At 56.3% G+C, this 18,131-nt stretch carries 22 protein-coding genes; 9 read left to right on the forward strand and 13 right to left on the reverse strand.

The window, feature by feature from the left end; all coding sequences use genetic code 11:
* Positions 1-45: 45 nt before the first annotated feature.
* The 6 genes from AACY18_RS02610 to AACY18_RS02635 all read right to left on the reverse strand — a co-directional run bounded on the left by AACY18_RS02610 (position 46) and on the right by AACY18_RS02635 (position 4,245).
* A complete protein-coding gene (locus AACY18_RS02610; RefSeq protein ID WP_339464115.1) occupies positions 46-1,386 on the reverse strand; it encodes a sensor histidine kinase in 1,341 nt (446 codons plus the stop codon).
* 178 nt (positions 1,387-1,564) lie between these two features.
* On the reverse strand, positions 1,565-2,014 hold the full coding sequence (locus AACY18_RS02615) for a Spy/CpxP family protein refolding chaperone (RefSeq protein WP_095187815.1): 450 nt from the start codon (positions 2,012-2,014) through the stop codon (positions 1,565-1,567).
* Positions 2,015-2,139: 125 nt separating this feature from the next.
* Positions 2,140-2,817, reverse strand: coding sequence for a response regulator transcription factor (locus AACY18_RS02620; RefSeq protein WP_339432650.1), 678 nt, complete (start codon positions 2,815-2,817; stop codon positions 2,140-2,142).
* A 7-nt stretch (positions 2,818-2,824) separates the two neighbouring features.
* On the reverse strand, positions 2,825-3,235 hold the full coding sequence (locus AACY18_RS02625; RefSeq protein WP_221732027.1) for a translation initiation factor 2: 411 nt from the start codon (positions 3,233-3,235) through the stop codon (positions 2,825-2,827).
* Between the two features lie 112 nt (positions 3,236-3,347).
* Positions 3,348-3,647, reverse strand: a complete 300-nt coding sequence (locus AACY18_RS02630) for a YciI family protein (RefSeq protein WP_025110562.1) — start codon at positions 3,645-3,647, stop codon at positions 3,348-3,350.
* Between the two features lies 1 nt (position 3,648).
* On the reverse strand, positions 3,649-4,245 hold the full coding sequence (locus AACY18_RS02635) for a septation protein A (RefSeq protein WP_339432649.1): 597 nt from the start codon (positions 4,243-4,245) through the stop codon (positions 3,649-3,651).
* Positions 4,246-4,332: 87 nt separating this feature from the next.
* Here AACY18_RS02635 and AACY18_RS02640 point away from each other — a divergent pair, with 87 nt between their 5' ends.
* From AACY18_RS02640 to rluB, 6 genes are all read left to right on the forward strand, one after another.
* Positions 4,333-5,196, forward strand: coding sequence for a PHP domain-containing protein (locus AACY18_RS02640; protein ID WP_339432648.1), 864 nt, complete (start codon positions 4,333-4,335; stop codon positions 5,194-5,196).
* Between the two features lie 13 nt (positions 5,197-5,209).
* The gene (locus AACY18_RS02645) at positions 5,210-5,839 is read left to right on the forward strand and encodes an L-threonylcarbamoyladenylate synthase (RefSeq protein ID WP_221732024.1); all 630 of its coding nucleotides are present in this window, start codon (positions 5,210-5,212) and stop codon (positions 5,837-5,839) included.
* 123 nt (positions 5,840-5,962) lie between these two features.
* Positions 5,963-6,661 (forward strand): segregation and condensation protein A, encoded by a 699-nt coding sequence (locus AACY18_RS02650; RefSeq protein WP_221732046.1) that lies wholly within the window; start codon positions 5,963-5,965, stop codon positions 6,659-6,661.
* A gap of 11 nt (positions 6,662-6,672) precedes the next feature.
* On the forward strand, positions 6,673-7,644 hold the full coding sequence (gene scpB, locus AACY18_RS02655; RefSeq protein WP_339432647.1) for an SMC-Scp complex subunit ScpB: 972 nt from the start codon (positions 6,673-6,675) through the stop codon (positions 7,642-7,644).
* A gap of 46 nt (positions 7,645-7,690) precedes the next feature.
* Complete coding sequence (locus AACY18_RS02660; protein ID WP_339432646.1) at positions 7,691-7,882, forward strand: DUF1289 domain-containing protein; 192 nt, start codon at positions 7,691-7,693, stop codon at positions 7,880-7,882.
* A gap of 143 nt (positions 7,883-8,025) precedes the next feature.
* Positions 8,026-9,246 carry a 23S rRNA pseudouridine(2605) synthase RluB gene (gene rluB / locus AACY18_RS02665; RefSeq protein ID WP_186550794.1) on the forward strand — a complete coding sequence of 407 codons (1,221 nt, stop codon included), beginning with the start codon at positions 8,026-8,028 and terminating at the stop codon, positions 9,244-9,246.
* Positions 9,247-9,365: 119 nt separating this feature from the next.
* Here the strand turns inward: rluB and AACY18_RS02670 are convergent, their stop codons facing one another.
* Both AACY18_RS02670 and AACY18_RS02675 read right to left on the reverse strand, forming a co-directional pair.
* Positions 9,366-10,331 carry a leucyl aminopeptidase gene (locus tag AACY18_RS02670; RefSeq protein ID WP_339432645.1) on the reverse strand — a complete coding sequence of 322 codons (966 nt, stop codon included), beginning with the start codon at positions 10,329-10,331 and terminating at the stop codon, positions 9,366-9,368.
* Positions 10,332-10,402: 71 nt separating this feature from the next.
* A complete protein-coding gene (locus AACY18_RS02675; RefSeq protein WP_003222780.1) occupies positions 10,403-10,540 on the reverse strand; it encodes a hypothetical protein in 138 nt (45 codons plus the stop codon).
* A gap of 893 nt (positions 10,541-11,433) precedes the next feature.
* Between AACY18_RS02675 and AACY18_RS02680 the strand changes: the two genes are divergently transcribed.
* Positions 11,434-12,855, forward strand: a complete 1,422-nt coding sequence (locus AACY18_RS02680; RefSeq protein WP_339464118.1) for an amino acid permease — start codon at positions 11,434-11,436, stop codon at positions 12,853-12,855.
* A 226-nt stretch (positions 12,856-13,081) separates the two neighbouring features.
* Here the strand turns inward: AACY18_RS02680 and AACY18_RS02685 are convergent, their stop codons facing one another.
* The 3 genes from AACY18_RS02685 to AACY18_RS02695 are packed head-to-tail and all read right to left on the reverse strand — an operon-like array spanning position 13,082 to position 14,581.
* Positions 13,082-13,387 carry a hypothetical protein gene (locus AACY18_RS02685; RefSeq protein WP_339464119.1) on the reverse strand — a complete coding sequence of 102 codons (306 nt, stop codon included), beginning with the start codon at positions 13,385-13,387 and terminating at the stop codon, positions 13,082-13,084.
* Positions 13,380-14,099 (reverse strand): DUF4225 domain-containing protein, encoded by a 720-nt coding sequence (locus AACY18_RS02690; RefSeq protein ID WP_339464120.1) that lies wholly within the window; start codon positions 14,097-14,099, stop codon positions 13,380-13,382. The genes AACY18_RS02685 and AACY18_RS02690 overlap by 8 nt, the downstream gene beginning before the upstream one ends.
* Complete coding sequence (locus AACY18_RS02695; protein ID WP_339464121.1) at positions 14,096-14,581, reverse strand: Hcp family type VI secretion system effector; 486 nt, start codon at positions 14,579-14,581, stop codon at positions 14,096-14,098. The genes AACY18_RS02690 and AACY18_RS02695 overlap by 4 nt, the downstream gene beginning before the upstream one ends.
* A 688-nt stretch (positions 14,582-15,269) precedes the next feature.
* On the opposite strand from AACY18_RS02695, the gene AACY18_RS02700 reads away from it, so the two are divergent.
* The gene (locus AACY18_RS02700; RefSeq protein ID WP_339464122.1) at positions 15,270-15,749 is read left to right on the forward strand and encodes a GNAT family N-acetyltransferase; all 480 of its coding nucleotides are present in this window, start codon (positions 15,270-15,272) and stop codon (positions 15,747-15,749) included.
* A gap of 126 nt (positions 15,750-15,875) precedes the next feature.
* A complete protein-coding gene (locus AACY18_RS02705; RefSeq protein ID WP_339464123.1) occupies positions 15,876-16,322 on the forward strand; it encodes a GNAT family N-acetyltransferase in 447 nt (148 codons plus the stop codon).
* 88 nt (positions 16,323-16,410) lie between these two features.
* Here the strand turns inward: AACY18_RS02705 and AACY18_RS02710 are convergent, their stop codons facing one another.
* Together AACY18_RS02710 and AACY18_RS02715 are read right to left on the reverse strand one after the other, a co-directional pair.
* Positions 16,411-17,031 (reverse strand): tyrosine-type recombinase/integrase, encoded by a 621-nt coding sequence (locus tag AACY18_RS02710; protein ID WP_339464124.1) that lies wholly within the window; start codon positions 17,029-17,031, stop codon positions 16,411-16,413.
* A 150-nt stretch (positions 17,032-17,181) separates the two neighbouring features.
* Positions 17,182-17,619, reverse strand: a complete 438-nt coding sequence (locus tag AACY18_RS02715; protein ID WP_339464125.1) for a GNAT family N-acetyltransferase — start codon at positions 17,617-17,619, stop codon at positions 17,182-17,184.
* Between the last annotated feature and the right edge of the window lie 512 nt (positions 17,620-18,131).

Raw genomic sequence — 18,131 nt, forward strand, 5'->3', positions numbered from 1 at the left:
AATGGCCTGACGCCTTCGCGAGCACGCCCGCTTCCACCGTTTTGATCAGGGTTGCACCACGGCTCCCGGCACCAACGGCAATTCCAGACTGGCAATAAACCCGCCCTCAGGATGGTTGGCCAGGGTCAGATTCCCGCCATGGCGCTCCGCTGCACGTTTGGCAATCGCCAACCCTAATCCATGTCCCGCCGCCGTCTGTCCCGGCGCTCGATAAAACGGCTCACCCAATTGAGTCAAATGCTCGGCCTGCACCCCCGGCCCGTGATCACGCACACTCACCACCATCCGCTCGCCCTGACGCGAGGCCTGGATCTCGATCGGCTGACCCACCGGGTTGAACCGTTGCGCGTTACGCAGCAGGTTATCGACGGCGCGTTCGATCATGGTTGGCCAACCTTTGAGGTGGAGTTGTGGTTCGGCGTCAAGGCGTACGGCCTGCTCTGGCGAGCTGAGTTGCGCATCTTTGTGCAGGGCGCCAAGCAGAGCATTCAGGTCGACGTCTTCAGCGCTGGCGTTGTCGGCATCGACCCGCGCCAGTACCAGGATTTCACTGATCAACGCTTCCAGCCGATCACACTCGCGGGTCAGGCGTGGCCAGAGTTTTTCCCGTTCTTCAGGATTGGCCCGCTCAGCCAGTGCCAGCGCAATGCGTAGCCGTGCCAGCGGTGAGCGCAGTTCGTGGGACACATCGCGCAGCAATTGGCGCTGGCTGCCGATCAAGCTTTGCAGGCGGGCGCCCATGCGGTTGAAGTCATTGGCGAGTACGCCGAACTCGTCACGACGGTTGGCCAGTTTGGCAAGGCTGTTCTGTTGATAGGTGGTCTGCCCCAGATCGTGTACCGCGACGCGCAAACGGCTGAGCGGACGGGTGATGGAGAAGGTCACCAACAGGCTGAACAGGGTCAGCACTACCAGCGCGATACCCAGCGCGCTCAGGGGCCAGAGCAGGCTTTCGCGGTGCCAGGCATCGAGTTCCGGGTGTGGAATACGGTAGATGAACAGGTACGTGTCACCGGTTTTGTCACTGGTGAATTCGTCGGTCAGACGCCGCCACGGCAGGCGTCGGTCATCGCTATTTTGCCGGGCTTCGAAAGCGGCCGCGCGGCGGGGGAAGGTGCCGCGCACTACCGGGTCGCCGGTCTCGTTCAGCACCTGAACGTCGATGTGGTACTGACGTTTGCGTTGTTCGAGGATCTTCTGGGCGGCGTCTTCGCCTTGGGCTTCGTAGCGCTGCGTCCATTGAGCGGCGAGGGTGTTAAGCCCGGGATGACGACTGAGGATCCACGCGTCCTGATTGAGCATGTGCCCCAGCAGAATGGACAGCCCGGCAACCAGAGCGATGGCCAGCCAGAAGCTCGCGAGAATACGCCAGAACAATGAACGCACAGAAAATCCTCAGAACAGACGCAATGCCCATGTGGGAGCGGGCTTGCTCGCGAATACGGTGGATCAGTCACTGAGGATGTCGACTGATAATCCCTCTTCGCGAGCAAGCCCGCTCCCACATTTGAATTGAGTGGCAACAGACCCGACGGTGTTGGCCGTCGGATCGTGGGTTACTGCATTATTGCGCCTTTTGCGGCTGTTGCGCTTTCCAGGCCTTGAATTCAGCCCATTCTGCGCGACGTTCGGCTTGTTTTTTCTGGATTTCGTCGAATTTCTTCTGTTGATCCGGTTTCAACACGGCGCGGACGTCGGATTCGGCTTTCTTGTGGTTGGCCGCCATCTCGTCTTTCATGGCTTTCTGGTCAGCCGGCGAGAGTTTTTCCAGGTATTTGTCGACCACTTGCTTACGCTCGTGCATCTGCTCGCCCATGATCTTGCGGATCTGTTCGCGCTGTTCGCGGGACAGGTCGAGTTGGCTGTACGGGCCTTTGCCGTGCATGCCGTGCATCTGACCGCCGTGGCGTGGGCCATCGAGCGGACCACCCATCGGGCCACCGTCTTGCGGCATGGCCATGGCGACAGTTGGCAGAGCGGCAGCGAACATCAGAGCGATAAGAGTCTTGCGCATGGTGTATCTCCTTGTCTCGTTCCCGGTACGTTCCGGATGAGTTCAGATTACGGAGATCAAGGTCAGCGGCGGTCAGCGCTACGTAAAGCTTGGGTAAAGACGCTCTCGCGCTGACCTGACAAATCCTACAGGCTGTAGTAATAACCGCGGCTACGCAGGGCCACGATGCGCGGGCGGCCGTCGGGGTGCGGGCCGATCTTTCTGCGCAGGTTGCTGACGTGCATGTCGAGGCTGCGGTCATACAGGGTCAGCTTGCGGCCGAGGGCCAGTTGCGCCAGTTCCTGTTTGTCCAGCGGTTCACCGGGCTGCTTGAGCAAGGCTTCGAGCAAGCGGCTTTCGGAGACGGTGAGGGTCAGTTCTTTCTCGTCGATGCTGACCACGCCACGTACCGGGCTAAAGCTCAGGTCGCCCAGCTCAAGCTGAGTCGACACGGCGGCCGGGTGACTGCGCCGCAACACGGCGCGCAAGCGGGCAGTCAGTTCGCGCGGATCGCAGGGTTTGGCCAGGTAATCGTCGGCGCCCAGTTCCAGGCCGAGGATGCGATCCAGCGGCTCGCCCCTTGCCGAGAGCATCAAGACCGGTAGATCAGCGTGATCGTTGCGCAGTTGCTTGAGCAATTCCAGACCGCTGCCATCGGGCAACATCACGTCCAGCACTACCGCCGCCGGGGCGGTTTCGGCCAAGGCCTTGCGAGCGCTCTGGCCATCGTGGCAGGCACGCACCTGGAAGCCTTCCTGGCTCAGCCAACTGCTCAGGAGCTCGCACAGCTCCTGATCATCATCAATAAGTAACAGCTCGCTCATGACTCACTCAATTTAGCCATTGCCGACGTTTTCGGCTTGCACCACTGGCAAAGATACCGCAGAGCAGTGCCAATAGCGCTACCCCACCTCCGGTAATGAACCACTGCTGCTGCTCGGTCAGCATCCGCGGCAGCGGACTGGCCTGGGCTTCCCTGAGTTGCAGCTTGAGACGCTGATTCTCCTGGCGCAACCGGGCGAGCTGAGCGCTTTCGCGTTCGTTGTCGGCATTTTGCAGTTGTTTGCTCAGTATTTCTCGCTGTTGCTCGCTGGCCTTGAGGCGCTGTTGCAACTCGGTGATCTGGCTGCCAGCACTTAACGACAATGGCGTGGAGCTGCCGCCTTCGGTGGTTTCCTCACCGTGGGCGGGCGCCATGATCGACAACGTGACCCACATCAGACACAACGGACCCTTGCGCATCGCGACACCTGTTTCCAAATGGATATTGGGCAGGTTGTCGGCAGACGAACGAGAATAATGAGCGATTGAGAACGCGATGAACCGACAAGGTTCATCGCGTGGGGGGGAAGAACTACGGGAGGACTTGCTTGAACGGCTTGACGATCACACTGGCGTAGACGCCGGCGGCGATATACGGATCGGCATCGGCCCAGGCTTGCGCGGCGCTCAGGGAGTCGAATTCCGCGACGATCAGGCTGCCAGTGAAACCCGCTGCGCCCGGATCATTGCTGTCGACGGCCGGGTGCGGGCCGGCCAGTACGATACGGCCTTCGCCCTTGAGCACTTGCAGGCGCTCCAGGTGTGCAGGGCGCGCGGCCAGGCGAGCTTCAAGAGAGTTGGCGACGTCGGTGGCAATGATTGCGTAGAGCATGTCAGTCCTCGGTTTTTGGTGTTTTGGTATCGGCGTCGTGCATATGACGGGACAGGTAAATAAATTGTGCGAGCAGGAACACCAAGGTCATGCCCAGGCTGCCGAACACCTTGAAGTCCACCCAGATGCTCTGGAAGGTAAAGGCGACGAACAGGTTGGCGGCCCCGCAGAACAGTAAAAAGACGATCCATGCGATGTTCAGGCGGGTCCAGATCGGTTCCGGCAAGGTCAGCGCGTGACCCATGATGCGTTTGATCAGCAAACGGTCGCCGATGAAATGGCTACCGATGAAGGCCGCGGCGAACAGCCAGTTGACCACCGGGGCTTTCCATTTGAGGACGGTTTCGCTGTGGAAGGCCAGGGTCAGGCTGCCGAACACGAGGCAGGCGATCAGGGTCAGCCATTGGCTCTTTTCCAGCTTGCGCTGTTTGATGAAAAGCACACCGTATACCACCAGGGAGCTGATGATCAGCATGGCGGTGGCGCTGTAAATACCGCCTACAGTCACTTCATGGCCAGCGAGGTCGACGACCCGCGGATCGAGTTTGTAAACGATGAAGAACAGCAGAAGCGGGATGAAATCGATGAATTGTTTCACAGTGAGAGCCAGAAGCTGGATGTGGCGGCATAATAACAAACATATGGGCGCGCGATAGCGCCAGCTGATTTGAGGTTACAACTCCCCGTGAATGTTGATTTGCACTGCCATAGCACGGCCTCCGATGGCGCATTGGCGCCAGCGGTTCTGGTTGCACGTGCGTTCGAAAACGGCGTGCGAGTCCTGGCGTTGACCGACCACGACACCCTTGAAGGCCTCGCCGAAGCGCGCGCGGCCGCCAATGAATTGGGCATGCAACTGGTCAACGGCGTCGAACTCTCCTGCACCTGGGGCGGCGCGACCATCCATGTGTTGGGCTACGGTTTCGACGTCAACGCCGCTCCACTGGTCGAGGCCATCGCCAAATTGCACGATGGCCGCTGGCTGCGGTCGGAAGAAATAAGCCGCAAGCTCGCGCTCAAGGGGATGCCTGGCGCCCTCGATGGCGCCCGACAGATCCAGCAGGAGCTGGGCGATAGCGGTAACGCGCCGGCTCGTCCGCATTTTGCTGACTGGATGGTGCGTGAAGGGTTTGTAAAGGATCGCGCCGAAGCATTTCGCAAGTGGCTCGGCGCTGGCAAGTTGGGTGACGTCAAGTTGCACTGGCCGACGCTGGAAGACACTGTCGACACGTTGCGCGCCGCCAATGCCTGGGTCAGCCTGGCGCATCCGTGGCACTACGATTTCACCCGCAGCAAGCGCCGAAAGCTGATTGCCGACTATATTCAAGCAGGCGGGCATGCGATCGAGGTGGTCAATGGCCATCAGCCTGCAGAACAGGTGGGCAGCCTGGCAATCCTTGCCCGTGAGTTCGGTCTGCTGGTCAGCGCTGGCAGTGACTTCCATGGCCCTGGTGGCTGGTCCGAGATCGGCCAGTACCGGCCGGTTCCCGAGGACCTTCCACCCCTGTGGTGTCGGTTCAAACATGACACAGCTATTGCCGCCGTCTGAACAGGTAGAGAATGTGAGTCAATTTTTCCAGATACATCCGGAAAACCCGCAAGCGCGCCTGATCAAACAGGCGGTCGAGATCATCCGCAAAGGCGGGGTGGTGATTTATCCCACGGATTCTTCCTACGCGATCGGTTGCCGAATTGGCGACAAAACCGCCATTGAGCGCGTTCGACGCCTGCGCCAGCTTGACGAAAAGCACAACTTCGCACTGATCTGCAGCGATCTGTCGCAATTGGGCAACTATGCCAAGATCGACACTGGCATTTTCCGTATTCTCAAGGCGCACCTGCCGGGCCCCTACACCTTTATTCTCAACGCCACCCGGGAAGTGCCCCGGCTGCTGCTGCATCCGAAGAAACGCACCATCGGCCTGCGCGTACCGAGCCAACCGATTGCGTTGGCACTGCTGGCCGAACTGGGCGAGCCGTTGATGAGCGTGACCCTGATCATGCCGGGCGATGAAGATCCGCTCAGCGATCCTTACGAAATGCGCCAGTTACTCGAACATCAAGTGGACCTGATCATCGACGGTGGTTTCGGCGGCATCAAGGCCTCCACCGTGATCGACCTGACCGGCGACGATCCGGAAGTGATCCGCGTCGGTTGCGGCGATCCCGCGCCGTTCATGGTCGAGGCCTGAATGTCCGCAGTGCAAACCGTTGTCGATCCCCAGGCCGGCGCCCAGCAGGAACTGCCGTTTGCGATGGTCTATGGCCAGGCGGTCATGGAAATGCCGCTGGACCTTTACATCCCGCCAGATGCGCTGGAAGTGTTCCTTGAAGCCTTTGAAGGCCCACTCGACCTGCTGCTGTACCTGATCCGCAAACAGAACATCAACATCCTCGACATCCCGGTGGCGGAAATCACCCGGCAGTACATGGGCTATGTCGAGCTGATGCAGTCGGTGCGCCTGGAACTGGCCGCCGAGTATCTGGTGATGGCCGCGATGCTCGCCGAGATCAAGTCGCGCATGCTCCTGCCGCGGGCCGAGACCGTCGAAGACGAAGAAGACGATCCGCGTGCCGAACTGATCCGCCGCTTGCAGGAGTACGAGCGCTTCAAGGCTGCCGCCGAAGGCATCGACGGCTTGAGCCGGGTTGGCCGTGATGTTGTGGTGCCCAAGCTCGACGCCCCGCAGGCTCGGGCGCGCAAGCTGTTGCCTGATGTGGCGCTGGAAGAAATTCTCATGTGCATGGCCGAAGTCTTGCGCCGTGGCGACATGTTTGAAAGCCATCAGGTCAGCCGCGAGGCCCTGTCGACCCGCGAACGCATGAGTGATGTGCTTGAGCGGCTCAAGGGCGGCGGTTTTGTGCCGTTTGTCGAGCTGTTCACCGCCGAAGAGGGTCGCCTCGGTGTGGTGGTGACCTTTATGGCGATCCTTGAACTGGTCAAGGAATCCTTGGTCGAGCTGGTGCAGAATGAGCCGTTCGCCGCGATCCACGTGCGAGCCCGAGCCGAATAACGAGTCCAAACATGAACCTGACTGAACCCCGCGAGCTGGCCCCCCTGCTTGAAGCCTTTCTGCTGGCCTCGGGAAAGCCGCAATCGCTTGAACGTCTCTACGAACTGTTCGAAGACGGCGAACGGCCCGAGCCGCCGGTCTTCAAGAAAGCCCTGGCGTTGCTCGCCAAGTCCTGCGATGGCCGAGCCTTCGAACTCAAAGAAGTCTCCTCGGGCTATCGCTTGCAGATCCGCGAGAAGTTTTCGCCATGGGTTGGCCGTCTGTGGGAGGAGCGCCCGCAGCGTTATTCCCGTGCCTTGCTGGAAACCATCGCGCTGATTGCCTATCGCCAGCCGATCACCCGGGGCGAGATCGAGGATGTGCGCGGTGTGGCGGTCAACAGCAACATCGTCAAAACCCTGATCGAACGCGAGTGGATCCGCATCGTCGGTTACCGCGACGTGCCGGGCAAACCGGCGATGTTCGCCACTACCAAGGCGTTTCTCGATCACTTCAATCTGAAAAACCTCGAAGACTTGCCGCCGCTGGCCGAACTGCGCGAGATGGAGGCCGACCCGGTACTCGATTTTGACGACGCGCCAGTGCCTCAGGGTTTGCAGGAGCTGGCCGACGCCAGTGCCGAGCCCGAAGAGGAGAAGGAGGAAACCAGTTTCCACACCTTGCTGCTGGAGCTGGACGGTATGGAGGAGGGGATCAAGACCGATTTCGATGATTTGTTGCGTGATGGCGCCGATTTCGAAGCGCCGCCGGTTGAGCCTGAGACGCAAATCACCGAGCCGGTTATCGAGGTTGAACTTGAAGCCGAGCCTGAAGCCGTACCTGAAGAGGACGTGCTGGGTGTTGCGCAAGCACGGGAAAAACTTCTCGCTGCCGTTGCAGCCCTTGAGCAGTGCGCACCGCCACCCGAGTTGAGCGAAGAGGAAGCCGAAGCCCGAGCCCTGGCTGAAGCCATCGAAGCCGAACGCCGCGAATTTGAGGATTGAACACGGCCGCTCCCCCATTGGCTCTATGTTCAGCCAGGAGAGATTGATGAGCTCAACCAAAGACCCGTGCATCAGCCTCTGCAAGTTCACCGATGATGTTTGTCAGGGGTGCGGTCGCAGCAAGCGCGAAATCAAAGCCTGGAAGAAACTCGACAAGGACGACAAACGCGCTGTCCTGGCCGAAGCCGCGCTGCGGCTGATCAAGCTTGGCGGAGCCGGTCGGCGGAAAAAGAAATAACTGTGCATTGATCAGCTAGTCTCTGATGCGCGATGGCCCACATCCGCGTATGATTCGCGACCCTTCGCCGATCCCTTCGGCCAAGTACCCAGATTTCAATGCTTCAGGCGCCGCCTGAACAGACCACACCGGGAGGTGCCCAGATGAGTGACATCAATCAGAAAGACGACCAGGAAATCGGCCCAGCAGGCGAAAAGCTGCAGAAAGTCCTCGCCCGTATCGGCGTCGGCTCGCGCCGTGACGTGGAAGCCTGGATCAGCCAGGGCCGGATCAAGGTCAATGGTAAAGACGCCACCCTCGGCCTGCGCGTCGACATGCACGACGCCATCACCATTGATGGCAAGGTGATCAAGCGTGAAGAGGCTGCCGAATCGGTACGCCGCGTGATCATGTACAACAAACCCGATGGCGAGATCTGCACTCGTGACGACCCGGAAGGCCGTCCGACCGTGTTCGACAAGCTGCCGCGTCCGAAAGAAGGTCGCTGGATCAACATCGGTCGTCTCGACATCAACACCACCGGGCTGCTGATGTTCACCACCGACGGTGAGCTGGCCAACCGCCTGATGCACCCATCCTATGAGATGGACCGTGAGTACGCCGTGCGTGTACGCGGTGAAGTCGATGACGAAATGATCGAGCGCCTGAAGGCCGGCGTGGTGCTGGAAGACGGTCCTGCCAAGTTCACCGACATCAAGCAGGCACCGGGCGGCGAAGGCTTCAACCACTGGTATCACTGCGTGGTGATGGAAGGTCGTAACCGTGAGGTTCGTCGTCTGTGGGAATCGCAAGGTCTGGTGGTCAGCCGTCTGAAGCGCGTGCGTTTCGGCCCGGTGTTCCTCAACTCCGACCTGCCGATGGGCCGCTGGCGCGAAATGAGCCAGTACGAAGTCGACATTCTGAGTGCTGAAGTGGGTCTGACGCCGGTAGCGATGCCGCAGCTCAATGCCAAGAGCAAAGACAAGCTGGAACGCATGCAGCGCAAATCGTCGCGGCCGATGGCCAAGACCGAGCGCGTGCGTACCCTGCGTCCAGCCGCTGGCGCGCCGACCGGCCCGCGTCCAGGCCGCGAGCCGCAGATCGAAGGCGAGCGTCCGGGGCGCAAGCCAGTCGCCCGTGACGGCGAGCGCGCTCCGCGTCCGGCCAACGGTCGCACCGAGCGTGGTGAGCGTGGCGCACCGGCCGGTCGCGGTACACCGGTAGCGGATCGTCCGGCGGACACCACCAACAAGCGTCCGGCCAAGCCTGCGCCGAAGCGCCCAGGGATCAAACTGGTCGACGGTGACAAGCCGTCGGGCAAGCGTCGCGGCGCACCGGCCGGCTCTGGCCAGCGTCCGGGTTTCGGGCGCAAGAAGCCTGAGTGACCGGGTTTAGCGCCTGAATGAAAAACGCCAACCGCAGGGTTGGCGTTTTTTTTTGTCTGGCGAAAGTGTTGTGGTGCCTGCCCCGCGAAGAGACCGCTAGCAGTGCCATCAATTTCAGGCTAAAACACAAACCGTCCATCAAACACTGGCTTGTCATCCAGCGCCAACACGCCACCGGAGAAGATCAGGTCCAGGTGATGACTGCCCTTGGCTCCACCCCCAAGCCCAAGGTGCAATCCACAATGCCGTTCTTCAAACCCGGCATTGCGCGCATACAGTGTTTTCACGCCTTCGTTGGTGCCAATCCCCAGCTCCTCGATGCGCCGGTTCGACGGGTTCGCGTCCAGGTACTTGTTGAAATCATGCTCCAGCCCCGGCACATCGGTGGCGATGCGGCTGATGGTCGAATTCTCGATCCACAGTTCCAGCGGTGATTCCAGTACCCCGTACTTGCGCGCAAACGGAATGGTGCTGAGGAAGGTGCCCTTGAACTTCACATGACCGTTAATGGCTTCGCTGTGGGTGGCGATCTCGCCAGGCGCCAGATCGAAGTTGCCGACGCCGTTGATGTCGGTCCACTTCTTGATACTGCTCATGGGCGCTTCGAACCATGAGCCTTCATCGTCTTTGAAACTCAGCGTCGTCGCTTGGGACATGCGTTGGATCAAGTGGCTATTGAGCCCGGCAATGCGCCGTGGCGTGACACTGAATGTGTCGTAGAAATAATCGCCGTAATCCTTGAACAGCAGCGACTTCTTCCAGTTCTGCGCCATCACCGCTTGCAGGGCGCGAACAAACTCCGGACCGTCGGGGCGCGGGTTGGGCAGGGTGGAAGAGTCGTAGAAGAAAATGTACAGATCGCTGTCGGCAATCGCCGAACTCAGCGCTGCGCTACTTTCCAGGTCCAGACGTCGGGCGCTGAACCTGAAGCGTGAATGTTCGCCGGCCTGTTCGGCGATGGCGCCGGTGAGGGCTTGGTAATCGGCAGTGTGCCCGAGCAGAATCTGCGCCGAGTCGAGGTCGGCGAGGGCCGGGTGATGTTCGAGGTAGTAAAGGAAATGCGAGATCGCGCGTGGCTTATCCATGAGTCCTCCCTGACTGACCGTGAAAAAAGCGGCAGGCACGATCGGCCGGATCGTGTCTGCCCAATGATGTGTTACAGAGGCCACATCGCCGTGCCGAACGGCACGACCGCGTCGGCTTGCATCATTTCCACGGCCGCTTCGTGAGTGGGGGCTTCAAACCATTCGTCCAGTTGCAGTTCGGTATCCAAGTCTTTTTCCAGTGCTTGCATGGTCGATCTCCTAGATGACTTTCATGGTTGTGACTGGCCGGTCAAGTTGGCCGACAAGACGTGAAGAACCTAGTTCAGGGTTTTTTGTAATGCAAAAAATCATCTATTTAATTTTTAAATAAACTTTTTATTCTGTTTTTGAATGAGGTTTTTCTTATTTCAAAACAAAAAACTAGATGGCTTTTTTCAAGAGTGAGCGAGCCACCGTCAATTTGCAGGCGACCTACGGAATTGTCTGAATTGGAAATTTTACGTTACGCCCTGTAAGGAAATATTTACGAAAAGGGCGCCCAAACCCAGTGAAAGTCCCCCCACGTCGCTCGTGTAAGGAAAAGCTGCCGGACGTTGCCCGGTCAGGTGTTGCACAAGGCTCTGGCCCGCTTGTTTCAGCGGCGTTTGAAGGGTGAGATGCGCTCCATGCCTGTCGTGCAGGCGCATAACAACAAGGAGGCGCAATGAACGCCGTGACTGATTTCCACCTCTCACCGTGGGACGGTTTTCCACTCGTCCCCGTCGATGGCCTGCAACGGCCTGACTCATTTTTTGCAGCCGCCCTTGCGACTCGAGGCGGACACGTGCAATCCCGGCAACCGACACGCTGATCCAGCGGAGTCTGGCAGCAGGGGGTTAGCGGTGTACAATGCGCCGCGTTTTAACTGTGACCCTCTGCGTAATCGCGCAAATCTCAAGGCTATCTGCCTTGTTCACTCCGCCGCGTCACAAGCGTGTCGGGTTCGATTTCGTCACAGATAAAAACAAACAGGTGACGCATGACCGTTGTAAAAAAGCTGAACTCCTGGTGCCTGCGCTGGGGTTTGATCGGGGCTGCTTGAAATCGCAACCTTGCAGCAACGTCTACTGAACATCATCAAACCTTGCGTGAGACCTTTTTCATGAGTGGACAACCCTCACAATCAGGCGAGCTGAAACGCGGCCTGAAAAATCGCCACATTCAACTGATCGCCCTCGGTGGCGCGATCGGTACCGGATTGTTCCTCGGCTCGGCCGGGGTGCTGAAATCCGCCGGGCCGTCGATGATCCTCGGCTACGCCATCTGCGGCTTCATCGCCTTCATGATCATGCGCCAGCTTGGCGAGATGATTGTCGAAGAGCCGGTGGCCGGTTCCTTCAGCCATTTCGCGCATAAATACTGGGGCGGTTTCGCCGGTTTCCTGTCGGGCTGGAACTGCTGGATTCTGTACATTCTGGTGGGCATGTCGGAGCTGACGGCGGTCGGCAAGTACATCCACTACTGGGCGCCCGACATCCCGACGTGGGTTTCTGCTGCTGCATTCTTTGTGCTGATCAACGCCATCAACCTGGCCAACGTCAAAGTATTCGGGGAGGCCGAATTCTGGTTCGCGATCATCAAGGTCGTGGCGATCGTCGGCATGATTGCGTTGGGCAGCTACCTGCTGGTCAGCGGTAATGGCGGCCCGCAAGCCTCGGTCAGCAACCTGTGGTCCCACGGTGGTTTCTTTGCCAACGGTGTCAGTGGTCTGGTGATGGCCATGGCGATCATCATGTTCTCGTTTGGCGGCCTGGAAATGCTCGGTTTCACCGCAGCCGAGGCCGATAAACCGAAAACCGTGATCCCGAAAGCAATCAACCAAGTGATCTACCGGATCCTGATTTTCTACATCGGCGCTCTGGTGATCCTGCTGTCGCTGACCCCGTGGGACAGCCTGCTGGAAACCCTCAACGCAAACGGCGATTCCTACAGTGGAAGCCCGTTCGTACAAGTGTTCTCGATGCTCGGCAGCAACACCGCCGCCCACATCCTCAATTTTGTCGTGCTGACCGCTGCGCTGTCGGTTTACAACAGTGGTACCTACTGCAACAGCCGCATGCTCCTGGGCATGGCCGAGCAGGGTGATGCGCCCAAAGCCCTGGCGAAGATCGACAAGCGCGGCGTGCCAGTGCGTTCGATCCTGGCCTCGGCGGCGGTGACGCTGGTGGCGGTGTTGCTCAACTACCTGATCCCGCAGCATGCGCTGGAACTGCTGATGTCGCTCGTTGTGGCAACGCTGGTGATCAACTGGGCAATGATCAGCTTCTCGCACTTCAAGTTCCGTCAGCACATGAACAAGACGAAGCAAACGCCGCTGTTCAAGGCACTGTGGTATCCGTACGGCAACTACATCTGCCTGGCGTTCGTCGCGTTCATCCTCGGCGTGATGCTGCTGATCCCGGGTATCCAGATCTCGGTGTACGCGATTCCGGTGTGGGTCGTGTTCATGTGGGTCTGCTATGTGATCAAGAACAAACGCGGTGCGCAGCAGGCGCTGCACGCGGCGGGTTCTGTCGCAAAGTAAGCAAGACGCAGAGGCGACAAACCCGGCCAAGTGCCGGGTTTGTCGTTTGGAAGTGTGGCTCTGAAGTGAAACCAGATCCTGTGGGAGCGCTGCGGCTGGTCCAATGAGGGGGGCTGTGTTTCTGGCAGGTCTTGGTCTCTTGGTATGGATTGTCACTGGTGGTGCCTGAGCGTTGTCGAATTATGATCGACGAGATTGATTAGTCTCTAATGTAACTACTTGAGAATCAGTGTTTTTTATTTTCTTTGCTTGGCGTGCAAAGCGTTTGAAGTATGGCGCTTGCAAAGGCAATCCATCGAATCATGTAGTTGTTTTCAATAGTGTCTTTGGATGAAGGGATGAATAAGATGTAGCCATAGCGAGCAACGTTAAGTTGTATTGCCCCCCAAAGCATGAGTAATGCAAAAAAGAACCAAAACATTCCGGGTTTAAGATTGGGTCCTGAAATTTTTTTTGCTGTTAAGTAAAAAATCCAAAATGCTACTAAAGAAACAAGTGAGTATAGTGTTGTTGTAAGTGGTTGGCTACTCATCACTATTTTTTTTCTCCTTGTATATTGAGTTTATTGTTATTGAGTTTGAGATGGCCTCAAAAGACAGTGCTGATTTACTTGCTTTTTCATACCCGCGTACGTAATCAGCTCGTACATATCCAAACAATCGCCATGCATCAGGCTTTAACACTTGACCGGCAACTCCATATACGGAAAGCCCTAAATCAACGACTCCATATGCCATATTTCCTTCAGGCTCTCCGGTGCCTACCAGTTTTGCAGCCTCTTGGTAACCTTTTCTGACTGGCCCCTGCGTATCTGAGCGATCTTCCCACAAATTTCGCCCATTCTCATATACGTTATTCGCCCCATGAAGCATCAAAGGGGTACCTGCGAGTAGACAAAGTGTGCCCGCGGAGCCGTAACAGATCCCCGCGCCTGCTGCAAATTGGAGCGCTCCAGCAATTGCTCCCACGCCTTTTTGAGCAACCTCCAATGACTGGCTTAGAAGGCTGCTCTGTTCATTCCTGAGATCCTTTAGAGCCTGCTCGGGACTTTTTTCACCCTGCGCAACTGCATCAACAATGCTTTTGGCGTAGTAAGAAACCTCTCGACCAAATTGCAAGCGTAGCGTGCCGTCCTTAATGTGCCTGGCACCTAATGTGCAGGCTTGGCTTCCAAGTCTTCTTGCGGCTTCACTGACAAGCCAATAATCGCAACTACCGGGTTTGCATTCACTTATTGGTTTCACGCCTCGTTTCCCCAGGTGCTGTGGCCGCTGGTTCCAGCTGAGTGGTGTACCCAGGTGATCTCCCTATAGCGAATAGCCAGGTGTTCCTGCGGCTCTGCATCGTTTTGCAAAATAGAGTGAGGCATCTCAAGCGTCAGATCGGCAATAACACCGCCAGTAATCGAGATGGAATAAAACTTTTCCTGTATGCCAAAGGAGGACACGCGATAAAAGTTGATCGTGCAGTCTATTTTTTCTCTGGTTGATAGTGCTTGAGCGAGAAGTGGTGAGGATTTGTCGACGTTTTTAGTTATGATGAGAGGGCTGTGTGTCGGCTTATTAATGTTTCCGATATTGGCCATGTTGTGGCTATAAGACAACACCATAACTTCGTCTGTATGTCCTGCCTGATATTTATTGCCAATAGAGTCTGGACTTGAGCAGCCCGCTGAAAGCAAACCTTGAGTTTTACCGGTGATGGACATATATCCGTGGTTGGCCATTTTTTGACACTCCTTTAGTCGACCTGAAATTGTATTACAAGGACTTGAGGTGTTCTGTAGGGCGTTTCTGAAAAGCATGTTGGTGTCAGCTGGCTGGCGCTATCTCCTGTGCGCAGGCCTTCGTCCATGTATCTCGCTCAGGCCCGGCATCTGTTTCGCGGTATCCTGCGCACTCTGAATACGGACGCTTTTCCATGCTGGTGATTTCCAATCACTTATTCTGGTTTTGTGGAGTGACGGTTAAGCCCTTTTAAATTGAGGGGTGTAGGCATTACTTGATGTTCGAGCCTCCAGGGTTGAGGTTGTTTTTTCCCGTTTCTATCCCGTATCTGTTCTGTTCCCCCTGTTCACAGGCCGCACAATAAACGGTGGCGACGGGCAGAGAACGCCCTAGGCTGTGTGAACCCTTCAAGACAAAACTGACGTTTGCGCTTCTACGCAAAATCTGAAATCTATCGACAGTCTCATAGGCCGGGATTTCATGTAGGCGCGCGATTTCTTGACCCGTTTTCGAGGTTTCAATAGGTGCTGGAGGTTTTCACACAGTCTGGACCCAAAGCCCAAAACCCAAAACTGACGGTGGCGACAGGCAGAAATCGGCCAGAAGCGGACGTACGCGACGCGAGCCTGGTTGCTCCTACACTTCCTTGTGAGAAGTTGAGGTGAAGCTAATCCATCAAGGAAGATCATGGACATTCGATCGACGGGAACAGAAGACTGGATGCTATTGAGGAAAGTACGACTCGCCGCGCTTTTGGACACGCCAACGGCATTTGGTGTCAGTTATCAAACTGCCGCCGCTTACACTGACGAGCAGTGGAAAGTAAGAGCCTCATCAACCGGAACAGCATTTTGGCTGGCATTCGAGAAAGACAGGCCTGTCGGAATGATTGGTGCCGCAGTCAGTAGCACGCATCGCTTTAACTTGATCGGGATGTGGGTTGAACCTGCTGCACGGGGCTCTGGCGTGGCAACTCAGCTGGTAGAAGTCGTGAAAGCTCGCGCTACCGCGGAAGGATTTGATCGCGTTTTTCTCGATGTATCACCCGACAATGCCAGAGCCTCGAACTTCTATCTCAGGCAGGGTTTTGCTTTCATGGATGAATGGGAGCCGCTAGAAAGTCATCCGCATATTACGGTGCAGACGATGCTCTGGATCAGAAGCTGATTCACGAGTTTTCTATTTACCCGGATGTCCATTACGGGTCGATAACTGCCACTTGCATCCCTCATAGAGCGCACACGAAGATCCTAGACCAGCCAAAACGGTTTCACACCGAATCAAGGAGGATGCATGAAACAAGTCGAGATTTATCAGATCACGCACCTGCCGCCACAGATTCTAGTCTTGGAAAAAGAGGCAGTTGGAGAGGGTTTCAGGTTTCTCACTCGGCTGATTGCCGACTGGCACTCCGGAGCGAATCGCTTCGATGCACCCGGAGAATGCCTTATGGCGGCGTATTTCAACCAGCAACTGTTAGGCATCGGAGGCCTTTCAGTTGATCCATATGGCGAGACTAATACGGCAAGGTTGCGACGGGTTTACGTCGCAGCTTCTTCAAGGGGGCAACACGTGGGTCAAACGCTAGTCAAAGCGCTGGTTGCACATGCCACTCTTCGCTTTCAGAACGTGCGACTTTCCACCGATACGTCCGAAGGAGACGCGTTTTACTTGCACTGCGGTTTCATGCGAACAGAGGATGTCCATGCTACTCATATCATGCTGCTAGGCGACACCTGATTCAGTCTATCGGCCAACAGCAGCCTGTCTGGAACGTCTGCAATGGGTCGGATCGCGACGGTCTAGCATCGACCGTCGCAACGGGTGGTTAAACTTCCGTCTGTTCCGCCATTTCCAAGGCATCATCGACCTCGATTCCCAGGTATCTGACGGTGCTTTCAAGCTTCGTATGACCAAGCAGGAGTTGAACAGCTCTCAGGTTCTTCGTCCTCCGATAAATCAGCGATGCTTTGGTTCTCCGTAGCGTATGAGTACCGTACATCGTTGCGTCAAGGCCAATGGCTGTTACCCACGCGTTGACTATCCGAGCGTACTGTCTGGTGGAGAGATGTTCTGAGTCGTGCAACCGGGTAGGAAACAAGAAGTCCTCACTGCGGAGGTGGGCCTGATGCATCCAAGCCTCCACAACAGTTCGGGTTTGCTCAGTAATTTCAAATTGCACTGTGTGTTGAGTTTTCTGCTGCATCACGATGGCCCGTGACGACACGCGCTCCCCATGAGCGATGTCTCGTACTCGCAGCTTGGTTAAGTCACAAGCACGTAGCTTGCTGTCGATGGCCAAGTTGAAAAGCGCCAAATCTCGTGTCTTCTCAGCAAGCTGGAGTCTTACTCGGATTGCCCAGATATCTCTGACTCGGAGCGGGGCTTTCTGCCCGACAATCTTTCCCTTGTTCCAAGGCTGATGGCTGTATGTAGCAATAGTGTTCATGGCTTGTCCTCCACGTTCAGGGAGGACAAGGGTGGATCAGTCACAATGAGTGGTGGTCGCTATTCGACCCAAATCGGACTTCGACCAGCATTTGGAAGGGGCGGGCTTTAGCCCGTCCCATTCAGCGAAGCGAACGGTTTTAGCCAACTGTCATGCATGTTTTACTAGCCGCTTCTTTAAATGATACAGGCTAGTCCCGATAGGGCGATCCTCAAGAACACCGTAAACCTCATACCCATGCCGTTCATAGAACTGTTTAGCATCAAAGGTTTTTAAGAATGCAACAACTGCCCCATTGTTGGCACCAATCGTTTCTGCTTTTTCCAAAAGCATAGATCCTACTTTTTTACCACGATGAGATTCCTTGACCCAAAAGGTGTCAATCTCTAAGCCATCCCAGTAACAATTACAGCTTATTGCACCAATGTAATCGCCTGTTTTATCGTGTGCAACGACCATAAATATTTTATCTTCCGATTCTGGCGGTAAATTTGGATATTGAATTCGAAGATGTTCTGAAAACCTATTATTCAGAACTCCTCTATCCTTGTCAGTTGGACAATCCAATATATCAATCCTGATTTCCACCTTATTACTCCTATAGTTAAACTTTGAAATATCGTACGACTTTTGGCATAACATTCCATGCTCATACGTAATCCTTTGAGCAATCAAAAAATCGAGTCTGTGACCGCGACATTGAGAAGGGGGGAAGCGGCATATTATTTTGCACGTTACTGACGTATTAGCTGCGTGTCCATGGTCTGCTTCTGGCCGGTTTCTGCCGGTCATAACCTCGAAACGTGCTTGTCAAATCCAATGCAAATTGCGGATCGGGTCAAGTGCGAACGGATGGTGAAGCAACCTCAAACCTTCAGTAAAAAATCCAGTCATGAAAAAAAAACAGCATGAAAATGCACTTATCCCCCTCCCGCCCCCCGGTGTCAGGATAGTTGTCGCCTCTCCGGTTTTTCCAAAAAAAGCATATCGGGGGCGGAAAGAGACTGGTCGTGCCGTACTATTCACCTGAACGCAGAGCCGCATTACTTAAGATGCTGCTTCCCCCGCTGAACCTGTCGATGGCCGAGGTTTCCCGGCGC

This window comes from Pseudomonas sp. EA_65y_Pfl2_P74 (assembly GCF_963970575.1).
Classification (GTDB): domain Bacteria; phylum Pseudomonadota; class Gammaproteobacteria; order Pseudomonadales; family Pseudomonadaceae; genus Aquipseudomonas; species Aquipseudomonas baetica_A.